This is a genomic window from Pseudomonas sp. MWU13-2105 (assembly GCF_023242315.1).
GTDB lineage: Bacteria > Pseudomonadota > Gammaproteobacteria > Pseudomonadales > Pseudomonadaceae > Aquipseudomonas.
The window spans coordinates 159,674-176,024 of record NZ_JALLIY010000017.1 but is presented as its reverse complement, the minus strand read 5'-3'; the positions used below and the strand labels follow the sequence as shown (position 1 = coordinate 176,024).

Annotated in this window: 16 protein-coding genes; 1 reads left to right on the top strand and 15 read right to left on the bottom strand. The window is 51.6% G+C overall.

The genetic code is table 11. The features are described 5' to 3' along the window. A partial coding sequence (locus M5B96_RS24145) for a hypothetical protein (protein ID WP_248799504.1) occupies positions 1 to 211 on the top strand: 211 nt, incomplete at its 5' end. A gap of 1,028 nt (positions 212 to 1,239) precedes the next feature. Here M5B96_RS24145 and M5B96_RS24140 read toward each other — a convergent pair. From M5B96_RS24140 to rfbF, 15 genes are all read right to left on the bottom strand, one after another. Then, positions 1,240 to 2,451 carry a glycosyltransferase family 4 protein gene (locus tag M5B96_RS24140; protein WP_248799509.1) on the bottom strand — a complete coding sequence of 404 codons (1,212 nt, stop codon included), beginning with the start codon at positions 2,449 to 2,451 and terminating at the stop codon, positions 1,240 to 1,242. Between the two features lie 27 nt (positions 2,452 to 2,478). After that, the gene (locus M5B96_RS24135; protein ID WP_248799503.1) at positions 2,479 to 3,615 is read right to left on the bottom strand and encodes a glycosyltransferase family 4 protein; all 1,137 of its coding nucleotides are present in this window, start codon (positions 3,613 to 3,615) and stop codon (positions 2,479 to 2,481) included. Positions 3,616 to 3,928: 313 nt separating this feature from the next. Then, on the bottom strand, positions 3,929 to 4,843 hold the full coding sequence (locus M5B96_RS24130; RefSeq protein ID WP_248799502.1) for a glycosyltransferase: 915 nt from the start codon (positions 4,841 to 4,843) through the stop codon (positions 3,929 to 3,931). A gap of 4 nt (positions 4,844 to 4,847) precedes the next feature. Then, the gene (locus M5B96_RS24125) at positions 4,848 to 5,915 is read right to left on the bottom strand and encodes a glycosyltransferase family 2 protein (RefSeq protein ID WP_248799501.1); all 1,068 of its coding nucleotides are present in this window, start codon (positions 5,913 to 5,915) and stop codon (positions 4,848 to 4,850) included. Between the two features lies 1 nt (position 5,916). Further along, a complete protein-coding gene (locus M5B96_RS24120; RefSeq protein WP_248799500.1) occupies positions 5,917 to 7,413 on the bottom strand; it encodes an oligosaccharide flippase family protein in 1,497 nt (498 codons plus the stop codon). 55 nt (positions 7,414 to 7,468) lie between these two features. Then, positions 7,469 to 8,248, bottom strand: coding sequence for a cephalosporin hydroxylase family protein (locus M5B96_RS24115; protein WP_248799499.1), 780 nt, complete (start codon positions 8,246 to 8,248; stop codon positions 7,469 to 7,471). After that, positions 8,235 to 8,957 (bottom strand): WbqC family protein, encoded by a 723-nt coding sequence (locus tag M5B96_RS24110; RefSeq protein ID WP_248799498.1) that lies wholly within the window; start codon positions 8,955 to 8,957, stop codon positions 8,235 to 8,237. Before M5B96_RS24110 ends, M5B96_RS24115 begins: the two co-directional genes overlap by 14 nt. Positions 8,958 to 8,964: 7 nt before the next feature. Continuing rightward, positions 8,965 to 9,477, bottom strand: a complete 513-nt coding sequence (locus M5B96_RS24105; protein WP_248799497.1) for a GNAT family N-acetyltransferase — start codon at positions 9,475 to 9,477, stop codon at positions 8,965 to 8,967. Continuing rightward, a complete protein-coding gene (locus M5B96_RS24100; protein ID WP_248799496.1) occupies positions 9,474 to 10,628 on the bottom strand; it encodes a class I SAM-dependent methyltransferase in 1,155 nt (384 codons plus the stop codon). The genes M5B96_RS24105 and M5B96_RS24100 overlap by 4 nt, the downstream gene beginning before the upstream one ends. Positions 10,629 to 10,631: 3 nt before the next feature. Continuing rightward, complete coding sequence (locus M5B96_RS24095; protein ID WP_248799495.1) at positions 10,632 to 11,474, bottom strand: phytanoyl-CoA dioxygenase family protein; 843 nt, start codon at positions 11,472 to 11,474, stop codon at positions 10,632 to 10,634. 48 nt (positions 11,475 to 11,522) lie between these two features. Further along, entirely contained in the window at positions 11,523 to 12,623 is a 1,101-nt protein-coding gene (locus tag M5B96_RS24090) for a DegT/DnrJ/EryC1/StrS family aminotransferase (protein WP_248799494.1), read from the bottom strand. Continuing rightward, positions 12,620 to 13,843, bottom strand: coding sequence for a class I SAM-dependent methyltransferase (locus M5B96_RS24085; RefSeq protein ID WP_248799493.1), 1,224 nt, complete (start codon positions 13,841 to 13,843; stop codon positions 12,620 to 12,622). The genes M5B96_RS24090 and M5B96_RS24085 overlap by 4 nt, the downstream gene beginning before the upstream one ends. Continuing rightward, positions 13,840 to 14,391: a dTDP-4-dehydrorhamnose 3,5-epimerase family protein gene (locus M5B96_RS24080; RefSeq protein WP_248799492.1), complete on the bottom strand. Its 552-nt coding sequence runs from the start codon at positions 14,389 to 14,391 to the stop codon at positions 13,840 to 13,842. The genes M5B96_RS24085 and M5B96_RS24080 overlap by 4 nt, the downstream gene beginning before the upstream one ends. Next, a complete protein-coding gene (gene rfbG / locus M5B96_RS24075) occupies positions 14,388 to 15,467 on the bottom strand; it encodes a CDP-glucose 4,6-dehydratase (RefSeq protein ID WP_248799491.1) in 1,080 nt (359 codons plus the stop codon). The genes M5B96_RS24080 and rfbG overlap by 4 nt, the downstream gene beginning before the upstream one ends. Then, on the bottom strand, positions 15,464 to 16,234 hold the full coding sequence (gene rfbF / locus M5B96_RS24070; protein ID WP_248799490.1) for a glucose-1-phosphate cytidylyltransferase: 771 nt from the start codon (positions 16,232 to 16,234) through the stop codon (positions 15,464 to 15,466). The genes rfbG and rfbF overlap by 4 nt, the downstream gene beginning before the upstream one ends. Between the last annotated feature and the right edge of the window lie 117 nt (positions 16,235 to 16,351).

The window sequence follows — 16,351 nt, the reverse complement described above, 5'->3', positions numbered from 1 at the left end:
ACGCTACCCCTCCATCAACAGTCCTACCGAGACGGTGATCCGGAAAACCGAACGCGGCGAGATCAGGCGATGGAAAGCCGAGCCCGGACGCGGTGCGGGGCTGGGAGCGCTAACGACTGAACAGTATTTGTTGACGCTTCGGTGGCACGAGCATCGAGCACTACCGGAGACGACTCTTGAACAGCATGCTTTGATTTTTCAGCGATACTGATGTCGACAACCGAGTTAATATAAGAGACTGATCGAACATACGTCATAAAAAACGCAGAACTGGCGAACAGCAGCATGAACACCAGCATCATTGAAACAAAAAAATCGAGTCCTGACTTTAAAAGCGCTGATCCGGAAATCATAAAACGCACCACACAACAAGGACCTCGCACTGATAATCATACCTCGACTTAGCTGCGACGAACTGGAAACCGGACCCTCGATAAAGGAGTAAACAATTCGCCACCAGTAACTACCCCTATTAATTCTCAGTCAAGAACTAAAAATAATCGCAACAAAAGAGGCCATCGTTACCAGCCCATAGCAATGACTCGGGCAAAAACCATACAGTCCCTACAATCAAAAGCCTTATGCCGGATGAACCGACAACACATAGATTGAGCAACCGCACCATAGGCATTGTACGCGATGGGTTTACCTCATGGCGTATCAACGTCGCCCCCAAATACCCGGGCAAACAACGCTCCCAGTATCCCTCCCACGACGAAGGCTGAAAAAAGATCCCCACCACCTGCCGGCCAGATAATAGAGCGATAAAAAGTCCAAAAATATAAAACCGAAATACCAATAACCGCAATCGACCCAAAATTAGGCAATAACAGTTTCAGTCTACGCCCAACCAAGGTGGCTCTTTTTGAATGCTACTTTGAACACGCGCAGCCGAACACTCCAGCAGAGAGGTGAAATCGCTCATGCAGCCAGCATCCAATAAGCGACGACGCTATTGGAACAGTGCGCACCCAGAAGCAACAAATTGAAGACACTTAGGATAATAAAAAAGAAGCGCCCGCATCGTCTGATGATCGTCTTCCTGTTCACAGAGAAAAACTTCGGCCAGCCACTCGCACGCACGCACGGCGAGCGATCAATAACGTGACCAGAGTCCTACCTGACGCTACCAGGCCGATACTCAGCGCAAAGGCTACTGCGCATAATAAAATCAGTAAAAAACAGCGCGAAATTATCTTTTATCGAAATATCAATCCGTGAAATATCAAACTCACTTGCTCAGCGTTGAAGCAGATCGATCAAGTGTCGGACTTGCATGTCCATATCAAAATTTTGGTCAAAATAGGCTCGACCCGCCGCTCCCATAGCCTCCCTCTCGACATGACTACGACAACGCATTTCTCGGATAGCGGCAACCAGCGGCAACACCTGCTCTGCCGGTGAAGAAACACCTGCACCGGCCTCCTGAATAATACGCGCGCCCTCGCCATTTAGACAGCCAATAATAGGCCTTCCAGCGGCCAAATATGCCTGAATTTTGCTAGGTATTGTTTGATTGAAAATGTGCTCATCGGTGAGCGAAACCAGCAACGTCGCAGAGCGAGCAAAGATTCCCGGCATCGCTGCGGCGGGAAAGCGTCCAGGCAAAATCAGGTTATCCAGGCTGTGAACCTGTTTCTGCGTCTTGAGCCACTCCAAACGACTGCCACTGCCGATCAGCACCAAACGAATATCGCCATCATCGCGAAGGTGAATAGCGGCCTGCAATAATGTATCCAGCGCTTGGGCAGTCCCCAGGTTACCGGCAAATACTACACAGAAGTGATTATCCAGCGTCCATGACAACTCATACGGAAGTTGCCCGCCAGTCTCAGACGACTGTGCATCAATGGAGTTGGGATAGTAGACAATTTTTTCCCGGCCTGCATATTGACCCACGACCTCTATAAATGCATGAGACTGCACAAGCAATAGATCGCAGCAAGCATAAATAGACCTGACCATTGCTCCAACTATTTTCAGAACAAGTCGATTTTTCACAAAACCTGTGGCCGCGAGACTTTCGGGCCAGAGGTCCTGCACCCACAAAGCGAGGCGTGCCCTCTTCATCCACTTGAGAGCAATAGCCGGTATCGCCTGAGTAATGGGTGAAGTAGCAAATACCAGAATGGCGTCAAATTTCCGTTTTTTGAGCATCCACGGAAAGAAAATTAATCCCGTGACAACGAACGACAAATAGTTGAGAGCTAAATTTTTTGCCCCCCCGTCACCCCGTGGCCATAATGGCACTCTCAAGACATCAACTCGATCAAGGTAACGCTCACGCTGACAACCCCAGAGGCGGTAACCGGGGAAAATGTTTCCGTCCGGATAATTGGGTTTTCCGGTGCAAACGACCACCTCATGCCCCTGAGCAGCAAGTTTTCTAACAATATCGTTTATAATAAAACTTTCAGGACTAAAGTACTGCGAAACAATTAATAATTTCAAAATACTCACACCCAACCAAAATAAATCTCAACACTTGGACTTTAATTTATTATAAAGCCCCAATACTTGCTGAGTCAGACCATCCCAAGTATATTTGGATAAAATCGCAGCCCGCAGTCGCTGGCCCTGAGCAATGAGGCGCTCGGGATCTAGCAACATAAATTGCATACCTTCGGCGAGGGCCTCGGGATTGGCGGCAACAACACAACCGCCACCGATCTCTTTCACTTCATCAAAACCACATTGATCCGTCAATAATACCGGCGTGCCACACAACCCAGCTTCCAGCGCAACCAGAGACATTGCCTCCTGACGGGAAGGCACGACCAATAAACTAGCCGCCGCCAGGGCATCCTGTTTTTCCTGACCTGCCAGGAATCCAGTAAACGAAACGCGATTGGACAACCCGGCCAATATTACGGAGCTCCGTAACTGCTCACTCAACTCACCATCAGGCCCCGCAAAAACCAAATGAACGCTCTCCAGTTTTTTGGCGATTTTGCTAAACGCCGCAAGGAGCAGATCCGGACCTTTGATCGGACTGAGGCGACCAAGGAATAAGATGATTTGTTCATCCTGAAGGCCATAGGCATCCCTGAAAGCCTTGGGATTGGCAGTCGCTTGAACTGAGTAATAAACACCATTGGGCAAAAGTTCGACCCGTGATTCGTCGACGCCATACTCGGTGAATTGCTCCCGCTCAAGGTTAGTCACCGCCAGACAGCGAGCAGCACCTTGGACAATGCGCTTGCCTACCATCCAGTTGTATATCCTCTTCAATAACGCGGATCGACCAAATACTCTTAACGAGCCTGCAGGGCAGTAAACATAAGGACGGCCCAATTTTAGTGCCATCAAGCAAACCATTGCCCCAAGGACACTCCAGTGCCCGGTTACATGAATGACGTCAGTATCGGCCACTAGAGCCTTTATTCGACGATAGGAAACCAGTGGCGTCAAAAAACGCCGAAACAGTGTCGGTACGGCGACAAGCTTGATATCCCGAAGTTCTGCTCTACGTTTATCCCCCAGCCCCAGCTCTGTACAAAGAACCGTACAGGCGACATTGGCACGGTGCAGCGCAAGGGCTAGTTGAAAAGTACGCTCCGCCGTTCCGCCCCCTAGCGAAGGATCAATAGCGTCCGACACATGCAAGATTTTCAAGATGCATATCTCTCAGTTTGATAGGTTTGTCTGAGACATTGGAACGTTGGTCTAAAATTCATTTTGCAACCCTCGTCTCAATCCGCAATTTTCCTAAAGCGAAACTCAATCAGCGCCGCCCAGGCCCCCAAAAAACAACACCGCTACAGAATCCGAAGCCAGGTCGCGTCAAGAACCGCGAGGTATCGATCATAGCCTCGCCGTGGGGGAAGGCGGTTGAACGACAATCACGGAGCATCTTTTGGGCAGTGCATAGCCTTTCTATCGTCATAGCAGCAGTCCGTCTCTTAGGATGCGACATGGGTAAGCGCGTTCAATGCAGCAATGCATTTTTCCAACGCACGAGTCGATGAAGGCTACGGTTGAACAGGCTATTGAAGAGAATTCTAGCAGTTCGTACCTGGAAAAAATTACGCGGATAGAGAATAAAGGCTTGCCCTAGCGCTTGCCCCCCCTTGAGAAAGCGGCCCGCGCGAATCTGTAATTGTGCTACGAAGATCCAAGCATTACTCAACGCAACGCCCTTCAACTCAAGAACCTCTAAAGGTATATTTTCAGACTTGATAAAGTCGGAGATAACACGTAAAGGCTCAGCGGCCTTTTCTTCATCGGCGACTGCAAAAGTCTGAGACTCTTCGTGCACACGAAAGGATGCCAGCACCTCAGGGATTCGTACAAAGCGTCCTTGTAACCCCAAGCGCAGCCAATACTCATAATCCGGCATTTGCCGGTAGGTATTGTTCCACAGACCAGCGGCTTGAAAAGCCTCGCGAGTCATGAATGCACCTGGCCCCGGCTGGCAAATCAACTGACTAAACATAGCGAGATAATCAAATTCCGGCGCCGAAACTTTTCGAATCAGCTGGGACGACGAGTCGAACAGATTGAAATCGCAATACGTCAGTACAACATCGCCCTGCAAGTAACGTAACGATGTAGCGACAGCATTTGGAAAAAGCTCATCATCGGCACTTAGATAAGCGAGCACATCGCCCTTTGCCATTAGCCACCCCTTATTCAAGGTGTTGGCTTGCCCCATATTCTCATGAGACTCCCAACGAAAGGCATCTCCATAACGCTCAAGAACCTCTCGAGTGTTATCAGTAGAGCCATCATCAAGAACAATTAATTCTACATTCTTATACGTTTGACTCAGGACGCTGGCGATAGCGCGATCAAGATAACCAGCATGATTATAACAAGGAATAACTATCGTTACCAAGCGCACTTATTCACCCTTTAAATTTCAGCTTCGATACATCTGGATCATAATGACGAAGCAAATCAAACGCACCTTCCGGCAACTCAGCCCAAGCCCCTGATACCGCACGCTCCTTCCGCCGATTAAAAGAATTTATCTTTTTATATAAAAACCTCACCATAGGCTTCAAGAAGCCGGGCACGGCATTGTAGGCCTTAACCACAAGCCCTCGGTTGGATATCAGCGAAGGAAGAGCCAATAGATCCGTCATCAAGGGCTCGGGTTCCGCCCCTAACACATGGTAAAGGCGTTTCGAGTCGAAAATATTTTGATAAAAGCTCAGATACATCATCATGAGGCCAAACTGTTCTGCCACAGGCAATCCTGAGCGCAAGATAACCTCACTATTCTTCAGATAGCTATCATATAACTTCACTATTTGCTCTTTGACCATTCCATCCCCTTGCATGGAATAAGCCTGTTCATGAAGCATCACTGCTGCGCCATACTGATCCAGCACTACAAAGGGATAAATGGCCGAGGCCATTGTCATGTACATCAAATCACTACCCGAAGGATCGAATGGACCTAACGCATCCATCACACTACGGCGAAACATTACAGATGTAGTGACAAAGTGCGAAGAGTACATTTTCCTGCTGATATCGATACCGGGATTAACAAGACCTGAACCCCAACCTTTATTCCTATACTCTACTCGCTTATTGATGAGATCAACCGCTAGTGTTTTCGCGCAAACAAATGCCGCAATAGGATATTCTTCAAACTTCTTCAAGGCCTGTTCATAAAACCCAGGCAGTAAAAAATCATCATCGCTCAGAAGCGTATAATATTCAGTGTCAACCGCCCGAAGTGCGTATTCTATATTTTTTGCGGCGCCAATATTTTCCGGCCTTTCAACATAGACGACCCGACTATCTTGGCGACAATACTCAAGGACCATTTCCTTGGTACCATCTTTGGAAAAATTATCGTACACACAGACTTTTAGATCTTCAACATTTTGAGCCAGCGCGCTTTCAATCGCGCGCTTTAGCATTTCAGGGCGCTTATAAGTAGGAATGACCGTTGTAATCATTTTACACCCTGCTCCGCACAAACATAACAACCGCCTTCCTGACTTTCGGCAGAACCACCGCCACAGAAAAAAAACAAATAAGCGAAACAAAAGACAGAAGCCCGATATTCAAAAACCGCTCTGTTTGCGAAAATATCAACAGCTTCCCTAGCAGAAGGACAACTGCCCATCCTGTTACGGTTGGCAGCAATAAAGACTCTCGATACCAGCGCCACTTCTCGCCAATCAGGAATTTTTTATGCATTATCTGAATACCAATGAGCGCATAACTACTGTTCAACGCAATCCAGACAGACGCAGCGCCTACGCTACCCCATCTCAAACAGACAAAATAGATCATCGGCCCCAGGATAAATACCGCAACAGCATTGATGTACATGGCAAATCGCGTCCATCCATGGGCTAACTGCAGTGCGTAGGGTATGTTCATCAAACCATTAATTGCATTACCTATGGCCAAAACGCTGACCAACAACCAAGCGTTGTCTACCAGTTGCAGGTCAGAAGTCCAAACCAACAGAATTTCTTTCGAAAACATTGCCACCACGCAAGTAACAGGAATCACGACAAGAGCGACAATCTGACTGGCATAGTGATACTCCTCCACCAATGCAGGCTCATCCTCAAGCGACACCAACTGCGTAAACCGCGGCAGGTAGGCTGTAAACACCGGTGTAACGAATCTAAAAACAACAGCGGCGACAGCAGAAGCAAAGACATAATATCCAAATGCTTTCAAATCCAGCATTTTACTCAGAAGAATTTTATCAATCTGAGTCAAGAGTGTCGCCAACAACGCAATACCGGTCATTCCAAATGCAAAATCCCAGACACCGCGAAGTACATCCATCGAAAATTTTGGGCTTTTGTATGACAGCAATCGCCAAAACAGTGTACGAAAAACCAAAAGCTGCACCAATGCAATAAACCCTTGCCACGCCAAGAAAGCGTGAACCGTCGGACTCAGTAGCCACAGCACTAAAAGAGCACCAATGCTCTGCACAGTCGAGAACACAATAAGAATAATATTCAGGGAGACTTGGCGCTGTAGGCCATTCATACCCCCGGTATAAAGATTCAGCGGCCAGCGCAAGGCAACAACAAACGCCATAACGCATAAAGCTGTTCTCAGCGACTCTCTTGAAATACCCTCAGGATTCAACCAATAAAAAGCCAAATAATGAGAAATCAATGCCACCAACAACCCGACGAACAAAGCTACAGAACAATAGACGACCTCCAGTGTTCTTGCAGTGTGCGCCATCTGCACCTGACCGTCAGGAAGAACGGAAAGCCTGGCCATCTCTCTACCAAGAGATTGGGACAGGCCCAAGTCCAGAACCGCGAATACTGCTTGGAGAGATATAAAAATACCAATAACGCCGTATGCTTCAACCCCCATTAGCTTTATGTAAAAAGGTATGAAGGCCAAGCTCATCAGAGCTAACCAGCCCGCACCGAAGAAATTGGCCAGTACATTATTGCGAGTCGATGTCACAGATCCCAACCATAATAACAGTGGAAAGGGTGCTAGCACATTGCCAGCACCTCAATCATTTTACTTTTTTCAGATAGCCATCCGGAGCTACGGAAATCAATAATTTGTGGTCTATCTTCTTGTCAATTTCAAAATCGCCGTGCGCCTTCAAATACTCGTGAACAGCCGATTTAGGGCTATTACCCGCGCCCCAAGATCGGTCCACTATCAGGTCTTTTGGCATATCTTCAATCAGGGTATCGAAGACTACGCAATAACTGCCAACGCTGACGAGCCCCGCATAAGCCTCAAGCTCAGCAAGCACATGATCATGCGTATGATTAGAATCCAGGCAGACCAATACGCGCTTGTAGCCTTTCGCATATTCCCGAACCTTGAAGATCGTATCCTCGTCGATGCTCGAGCCCTGGATCATTTCAATCATGTTCGACAACGGATGCGCCTTGATCGCGTCATGGTTGTGCTGGCGAATATCGATATCGATGCCCAGAACGCGACGCTTGCTTGCACGTGGATCTAGACTGGTGCCCTGTTCAACGGCCTCGCAGTAATCGAGCATCGCCAGCATCGAGGCACTGAAAATCAACGAGCCGCCGTGGGCAATTCCGGTTTCAATAATCAGATCCGGCTTGATATCCCAAATCAGTTCCTGCATCGCCCATGTATCGTTGGGGAACTGAATCGCCGGACGACCGAACCAGGAAAAGTTATAGGCCCACTTGTGCCGGCTGATCTCGCGAACCCAAACCCGGGACAGCGCCTGCAGATCGGTGTCAGCTCCCAACGCTTCAATATTCTCTGCGACTTCCTGACGAAACTGCTCATGCGGGTTCATTCTTAAAGCTTCTCCAATCTGTAGTTCCAGAATTTATAGACTCAAGCCCAAGCTTGCCGCAGTTTGCCACCAGGTCCAGGGCAGAAACATACGGCGTAAAATCTCCGTGGGCTTGAGGGTAAGGCTTGCAGTTGTAGGTCATGTATTCGACGGCCACCCCCGAACGCTCGAACAGTTCGTGATCGAGGTAACGCCGGGCACCATGACCCGTAATGTACTTGTCACCTTCCAGGCATTTGACCACGGAAAGGACGCGATCGCTGCTGCTTCCCGGGATATCCAGGGACTCCACGTCAATAAAGCGACAGTGGGCATCCAGGCCAAAATACTCGACCAGTGCCATTAAGGATGCACGGGACAGTGCCCCGATATTAGCGTAATCCGCTGCGTAGACCCCCTCGACGAGCCCCAGCGCGTCGCGACGAAAGGGAGCATTCGCCAAGCTGCTTTCCAGCAATGCGAAGTGAACGTCTCGCCATTCTTTGCTAGGTGGCACCTGCACTTCGTTTATCTTTTGCCCAAGATGAAGATCCACCAAGGGAACCGCCATCCAGCGCATACCCTGAGGGGTCTTGACTTGTACCCGATTGACAAAACTGCCCTTTGAGAACTGCACGTCGTCGTAATGAACAAAAACGTCAGCCAGGCGTACTTGCTCCAAGAGCCCCACCCATGGAAAAAGCATCGATTGTGAAATGACGATGTTCATAATTCACTTAGCTCAAAAAAAGTTCCATAAGCACCACATCATGCCATGCACCGGAAATGAACACGTGATTCGAGAGCTTCCCACAGTGCTTGAAACCGGCCTTTTCATAACATCTTACTGCAGCGGCATTGTCGCCCCGGACCTTCAGCCAGATCTTACCCAGCCCCCAGGTATCGCGCATGTATGCACCGGCCAGGGCCAGCACCTCCTGGCCGATACCACGTCCCTGGGCAGTGGAGGCCAGGCAAATACCCAGCTCCGTATTCCGGCTGATAAAGTCGGTATTCTTGAACTGCAGAAAACCCAGTGCCGTGTCATCGGCAGGATCCGCCAGGATAAACATGAAGCTATCGTTGGCGCCTGCAAATCCTTTCAGCCAATCACGCACCTGGTTTTCATCACTGCCTCGCGGGCGGGCCAGCAATTGCGCCTGTAGCACAACATCGTTGCGCATACTGCGCAACAGAGGCAGATCAGCCTCTTTCCAAGCACGAAGAAGGACATTCTTTCCGGCGATCATGCCGATTGCTCATCCAGATACACCAGGGAAATATCCCGGTCTTTCAGCCAGCTCAAACCGTCGATGACTGCGTGAGCGATGCTGGGATTCAATCCCACATAAAGCACCTTCACATCCTCTGGCAGTGAATCAGGGGCGAGGATCGGCTTGCCGAACAGCTCTTTGCCCTGCTGGAAAGGACTGGCATCCAGGAAGCAGCTGACCTTATCGAAGTCATTCATTGCACTTGCAATATAGGCACCGTAGAAGCCCGACCCATAAATGGCCTTGGTGACACCGGCATGAGCTTTCGAAGTTTCGGAAATACACAGGTTGACCGACTCCCAGTAATGAGCCAACGATTCCGACTCCTTGATCGTTTCAGCGATCTCGAAAGCTATTGGCTTCTTGCTACCTTTACGAGCAGTAAAGACAAGAGCGCCCCGATGCGCGGCGGCGTCGATCTGGATATCGGTAAATCCGGCAGCGTCCAGTAAATAGGCCAGTGAAGGCGTGGTGAAATGGTTGACGTGATCAATCACCACAAAATCCGCGACGTTGCCGAAAGTGTCAGGAACGATGCCATAGAACACGCCACCGTCCTTGAGCAAGGCATAAACCTTTTTTACCGTGTCGATAGGCTGAGGGATATGCTCCAGTGCGAAGAAAGAGGTCAGCACATCAAAGTTGGATGCCCAGGATTGAGGCGTCGTATGAATCGCGTATTTTTCGGTACTGACGAATTTTTCCCAGTACTCCTTGTACATTGAACTGACATCGAACAAATGGATGTTCAGGTCGGTACGCACGCCACTCAACTTTTTGAGCGTGGAGGCCTTCGCGCAACCATAGTCAAGAACGGTAGCACCTTCAGGCAAGTTCAGCTTGCTCAGCAGAGTGGTTATCTGGTGGTCAGTGCGGTAGACAATTTCACCGTCCTTGACCTCATAAATCTGATCTTCTTCTTCATCACTCAGAAGAATCTTATAATCGGACTCATAATAAGCAACCGTATCGGCAAAAGCCTCGCTGCGCAGATGCGAGCACACCGGGCACGACCAAACATTGACTTGTCCATCGCGAAGCTCACACAGCGAAGTCAGGGACTGATTCGAGTTGGCCGCATAAATAGGCTTCTCGATCTCAGTGAGACAAACATTGCAGTGCATCATTTTTTACTCCGCGTGAAATAATTCTGGATGTACGGCGCGAAAATCGACGCCAGCTGCATAGGACCCTTTCCAGCCATGCGAGCGGCCGACGGGATCTGCAAAATTGAAGTACCTGAACTGCATGGACCAGCGCGCCCTATCACTCTTGTTATAACCAGAACAATGCAAGAGCATGAAATCGATGATCACCAGATCCCGCGGCGAAGTCAGGGGGGCGATCTTACTGTACTTCTCCAGGTACTGTTGCTCATCTTTGATCATCAACGCGTAGGCGCCAGTACGGCCAGCACCTTCAGGGTCGGCATTGCAGACAGGCAAGGCTCCCAGCTTATGCGATTCCGGGCAGAATACCACCGGCCCCAAGGCCTCCGTCACACTGACCAGCGGGCTCCAGAAAACCAGCCCATCGACACTACGCAGCTGGGCAGGGTATTCCTGATGCCACATCGCACGATACTTATCCTCGAATGGGCAATCGATACGAATGCCGTAGCCTCCCGCTGCGATACCGGGGGTAGACCCTTGCCTCAATTCCGAAAACAGCGATTCATGGCACGGATGGGCGACCAGTCGCATGAAGGCGGGAATCTGCTTCACCGCATCATAGACCTCCCCTCCCCAGGAACGGTTTACCTTGATCAGATCCAGAAAGCCTTTGTCGAATGCCTGCGGGTCATAGACACCTCTCTGGTCCGCGATACCGTGCCTGAGCATGACCTGACCAATGACCGTATAGATACCGCGCTGGACCGCATCGATATCGCACTCGTCATAGAAATTCCGAATAATCAAAACACCCTTGTGTTCAAACTCGGTGATCTGTTCTGGGTTCAAGTATTTATTCATGGCGCGCTCTGGATCAGGGTCTACGAACACTCGACCCATTCGAAGTTTTTACAGTGTCGAAAAAACCGAACACACCCGATCCACATCAGCAGTGGTGAGGTCGTGATAACTCGGTAGATTCATCGCACGCAGGGGAATGGAATAGGCGTTCACATTCTCAGGCCGCGCTTCGAACATCGGTAAGCTGGAGAGCGGATGGAAAAATACACGGGCATCGATATTGGCGGCTTGAAAAGCACTCTGCAGCCGCTCACGACTCATCCCGGTATGTTCTGCAAACACCACCGTTGGCATCCACGCACCAATGAGCGTGCCTTCACGCTGTGCATTGAGCTCAATATCCGGGTATGACTTGAGCCGCTCCCGATAGAGTTCCATGATTGCCCGCTTACGCTGGATCAGGTCCTCGATGCGCTCTATCTGGGCACAGCCTATTGCCGCCTGAATATTCGACATCTTGTATTTGAAACCAATGACGTCCGGCCAGAACTGCTTGGTCTGCCCCCTTGCCCTGCCATGATTTGAAAGCGTCAGCACTTTTTCATACAGAGCAGCATCGTTGGTGACGAACATGCCACCCTCACCGGTGGTCAGCGTTTTGGTGCCATGGAAGGAAAAACTGCCAAAAGCGCCCATGCTACCGGCGCGCTTGCCGTGATACTCCGAACCGATCGCTTCGGCCGCATCCTCGATAACGGGAATGCCGTGGCGCCGACCGATGTCCAACAAACGGTCCATATCACAGAGATTGCCGTACAGGTGTACCGCAACGATGGCCTTGGTCTTGGCGGTGATGGCAGACTCAACCCGCTCAGGATCAAGACACCAGGTATCGGGGAGAATATCGACGAATACAGGCGTAGCCCCGAGATGCTCGACAGGCGAGACGGTGGCAACCCAATTGGTGTCCGCCATGATCACTTCGTCACCCGGACCTATGCCCAGAGCAGCCATGCCCATGTGCAGCGCACCGGTGCAGCTGGAAGTAGCGATCGCATATTCAACACCAAGATGGGCCTTGAACGCATTCTCGAAACGCGCAATGTACTCGTAGCACCTATCGCCCCAGCCATTTCTGGCCGCGTCCGCAGCGTACTCGACCTCCAATTCGGTGATCGAAGGTTTGGTGTAGAAAATCCGTTCGCTCATTTGACCTCCAGCGTGGGAATGGCGGCGACAAACTGCCCCCCCCATTCTCTTACATAGCGATGATGGCCGATCACTTCATCGGCGATGTTCCAAGGCAGAATCACCACCGTATCAGGGTGGGTTTCCTTGAGTTTCTCTGGCGAATACACCGGGATATGGCTCCCCGGCAGATACTTGCCTTGCTTGGACGGCGCGGCATCACAGACATAGGATAAGAGATCGGGCTTGACGCCCGCATAATTCAACAACGTATTGCCCTTTGCCGCAGCCCCATAGGCGACGACCTGCTTGCCTGCACGTTTTTGCTCGAGCAGGAAACTGAGCAGGCCATTCTTGACCTCATCGGCTCGTCCCTGAAAACCTTGATAAATCCCAAGATCACGCAGACCAAACTGCAATTCGGCATCCAGGACACGAACGATCCCAGGACTATCGCTGCGCAGGTCTTCAGCGTGACAGCCATACACACGCAGGCTGCCGCCATGGGTCGGCAGTTCTTCGACATCGCAGACCCGCAAGCCGGCCAGGGCAAAGATCCGCTTTACGGTATAGAGCGACAGATAGGAAAAATGCTCGTGATACACCGTATCGAACTGAGTGTGCTGAATCAGACGCATGAGGTGCGGAAACTCAAGCGTAATGGTCCCACCTGGCTTCAACGCAGCCTTCAACCCACGCGTGAAATCATTGATATCCGGCACATGGGCAAAAACATTGTTGCCCGCGATCAGGTCCGCCTGACACCCCTCGGATGCGAGTCGCCGACCCAGCGTCTCGCCGAAGAACTCACGCAACACCTTGATGCCAAGGTCCTCTGCCGCCGCGGCCGTACTGGCAGTCGGCTCGATGCCCAGGCACGGTATATCGGCAGCGAAAAAGTTCTTCAACAGGTAACCGTCATTGGACGCCACCTCGATCACAAAGCTATCGGATCCCAGCGCCAGGCGCTCGATCATGGCTTTCGAATAGGCCCTGGCGTGCTCCAGCCAACTGGTCGAGGTCGATGAGAAGTAGGCGTAGTCCTTGGAGAAGAACAGGTCTGCCTGGGCGTAATCTTCGGTTTGTACCAGCCAGCAGTTGTCACACACCTTGAGCTTCAGCGGAAAGTAGATTTCCGGCGCACTCAACTCCGCTTCGCTCAGATACGAATTGGAGGGAGGAGCAAAGCCAAGGTCCAGAAACGTGTGCTGTAGCGGCTCACAACAATGGCGACATTTCATACATGAAGTCCGGCGAATTCGTTAGATAGCAAAGCGTGATTCTTGTCGCGCTCGGAAAGATCGGTAACGGGCAATGGCCAAGTGATTCCAACTCGTGGATCGTCGTAACGTACGGCCCCCTCGGCTGCCGGCTCATAGAAAGCCGTGTGCAGGTAGAGCAATTCGCTATCGGCCTCCAATACCTGAAAACCGTGAGCGCAACCTTGCGGAATCACCAGCATGCGACCGGTTTGCGGAGTCAGTTCTTCAGCGTGCCACTGCAGGAATGTCGGCGAGTCGGCGCGCAGATCAACCACAACATCCCATACGCGTCCCTTCAGGCAGCGGACCATCTTCATCTCCGCATGAGGCGGATGCTGAAAATGCAATCCACGCACGGCACCTACGGCGGTGGTGCGAGAATGATTGATCTGCGCAATGTGCAGCCCCCCCAAAGCCTGAGCCAGGCTCTTTTCGCAAAACAGGCGGCTGAACGCTCCACGGTGGTCCTGATAAGGCTGGGTTTCAACCACCAGCGCCCCATCTAGGGTTGTGGGCCGAATATTCATGACTCGACCCAGATACAACCGGCCTCTGCTGCCGCGCGGATATACCGCGCCAGCTGATCACGGGTGATTGCCTGCCCCGTGGAGGACTGATGACGATACCAATCAGCGGTCATTTCCAGGCTCTGCTCCAGACTCCAGACCGGCTGCCAACCCAGGCGCGCACGTGCTTGCGCGCAGTCGAGGTAAAGCAGGCTGGCTTCATGGGGCTGCGCCACCGATGTCGTGTGCCAGGAGAGTTCGGGCCAGTGTCGCTGCAGCCCTGTCAGCACCTCCGCAACCGTACGATTGTCTTGCGCGGCAGGACCAAAATTCCAGCCGCCGGCAACCGACTTGTCGGACGCCAGAAGACGCTGGCCAAGCAGAAGATAACCGGACAAGCATTCGAGCACGTGCTGCCATGGGCGTGTCGATTGGGGAGAGCGAATTTCCAGCGATTGGCCAGCTTGCACAGCCTTGACCAGATCGGGAATGAGACGATCCTCCGACCAATCCCCCCCCCCGATGACATTGCCAGCGCGTGCAGAGGCGATCAACGGCGCGCCATCCGCCCCCCAGAACGCCTTGCGATAGCTGTCGACAACCAATTCACTGGCAGCCTTGGAAGCACTATAAGGGTCATGACCGCCAAGGCGGTCATTTTCACGATACCCCCAAGGCCACTCTTGGTTGGCATATACCTTGTCCGTCGTGATCACGACCACCGCTCGCACACAGGGCGTCAGCCGGCAGGCCTCAAGGACGTTCGCCGTGCCCATCACGTTGGTCGACCAACTTTCCAGCGGGTCACGATACGAACGCCGAACCAGCGCCTGGGCTGCGAGGTGAAAAACGATTTCCGGCTGAGCCTGCTCGAACGCACTGCGCACCACCGCATGATCGCGAATATCACCACGCAAATCAATCGAAGCGCTGTTCAACAGATCCCAGTGAGCCGGTGCGCTCTCGGGAGCCAAACCGAGTCCCGTCACCTGCGCACCCAGTTCCAAGAGCCAAGTCGCCAACCAGCTGCCCTTGAACCCCGTATGCCCGGTCAGCAGGACCCTGCGGCCTCGATAGATCTCAGCGAACTGATTCATGCCCAGCGCTTCCAGGGTGGATTACCCTTGCTCCACAGGTCCTCGAGGTGATTCTTGTCTCGCAGAGTATCCATCGCCTGCCAAAAACCGCGGTGCTGGTAAGCCATGAGATTTCCCTCTTCGGCCAGTTGCATCAGCGGCTCGGCTTCCCAACTGGATTGATCGTCAGCGATATAGTCGATGACCGCCGGATCCAGCACAAAGTAGCCGCCATTGATCCAGGCGCCGTCACCGGCAGGTTTTTCCTGGAAGCTGTTGACCCGACTGCCTTGCATGTTAAGCGCACCATACCTGCCCGGCGGCTGGATGGCCGTTACGGTAGCAAGCTTCCCGTGGGCATGGTGGAAGTCGATCAACTCTCGGATATTGACATCAGCCACACCGTCGCCGTAGGTAAAGCAGAACGGCTCGTTGCCAAGGTGCTCTCGGACACGCTTCAAGCGCCCGCCGGTCAAGGTATCCTCACCGGTATTGACCAATGTCACACGCCAAGGCTCAACATAGCGCTGATGGACTTCCATGGTGTTACTGGACATATCGAACGTCACATCGGACATGTGCATGAAGTAGTTGGCGAAATACTCCTTGATCACATACCCCTTGTAGCCGCAGCAAATTACGAAATCATTGATCCCGTAGTAGGAATAGATCTTCATGATATGCCAGAGAATCGGCTTGCCACCGACTTCGATCATCGGCTTGGGACGCAGATGAGACTCTTCAGAAATACGCGTGCCCAGCCCACCCGCCAGAATTACCGCCTTCATGGAAAACCTTACCTACAAATGCCTATGAGAACCGCTCAATCCGCGGCAATGACCCTTATTTTTCGAGCACTACAGACAGATTGACAAAAGGAAGGTTTTAGCATGACCTCAACGCAT

Coding starts and splice junctions, on each gene's coding strand:
- M5B96_RS24125 (WP_248799501.1), bottom strand. CDS start 5,915: ATGATTACAACGGTCATTCCTACTTATAAGCGCCCTGAAATGCTAAAG.
- M5B96_RS24115 (WP_248799499.1), bottom strand. CDS start 8,248: ATGAACCCGCATGAGCAGTTTCGTCAGGAAGTCGCAGAGAATATTGAA.
- M5B96_RS24110 (WP_248799498.1), bottom strand. CDS start 8,957: ATGAACATCGTCATTTCACAATCGATGCTTTTTCCATGGGTGGGGCTC.
- M5B96_RS24105 (WP_248799497.1), bottom strand. CDS start 9,477: ATGATCGCCGGAAAGAATGTCCTTCTTCGTGCTTGGAAAGAGGCTGAT.
- M5B96_RS24100 (WP_248799496.1), bottom strand. CDS start 10,628: ATGATGCACTGCAATGTTTGTCTCACTGAGATCGAGAAGCCTATTTAT.
- M5B96_RS24095 (WP_248799495.1), bottom strand. CDS start 11,474: ATGAATAAATACTTGAACCCAGAACAGATCACCGAGTTTGAACACAAG.
- M5B96_RS24090 (WP_248799494.1), bottom strand. CDS start 12,623: ATGAGCGAACGGATTTTCTACACCAAACCTTCGATCACCGAATTGGAG.
- M5B96_RS24085 (WP_248799493.1), bottom strand. CDS start 13,843: ATGAAATGTCGCCATTGTTGTGAGCCGCTACAGCACACGTTTCTGGAC.
- M5B96_RS24080 (WP_248799492.1), bottom strand. CDS start 14,391: ATGAATATTCGGCCCACAACCCTAGATGGGGCGCTGGTGGTTGAAACC.
- rfbG (WP_248799491.1), bottom strand. CDS start 15,467: ATGAATCAGTTCGCTGAGATCTATCGAGGCCGCAGGGTCCTGCTGACC.
- rfbF (WP_248799490.1), bottom strand. CDS start 16,234: ATGAAGGCGGTAATTCTGGCGGGTGGGCTGGGCACGCGTATTTCTGAA.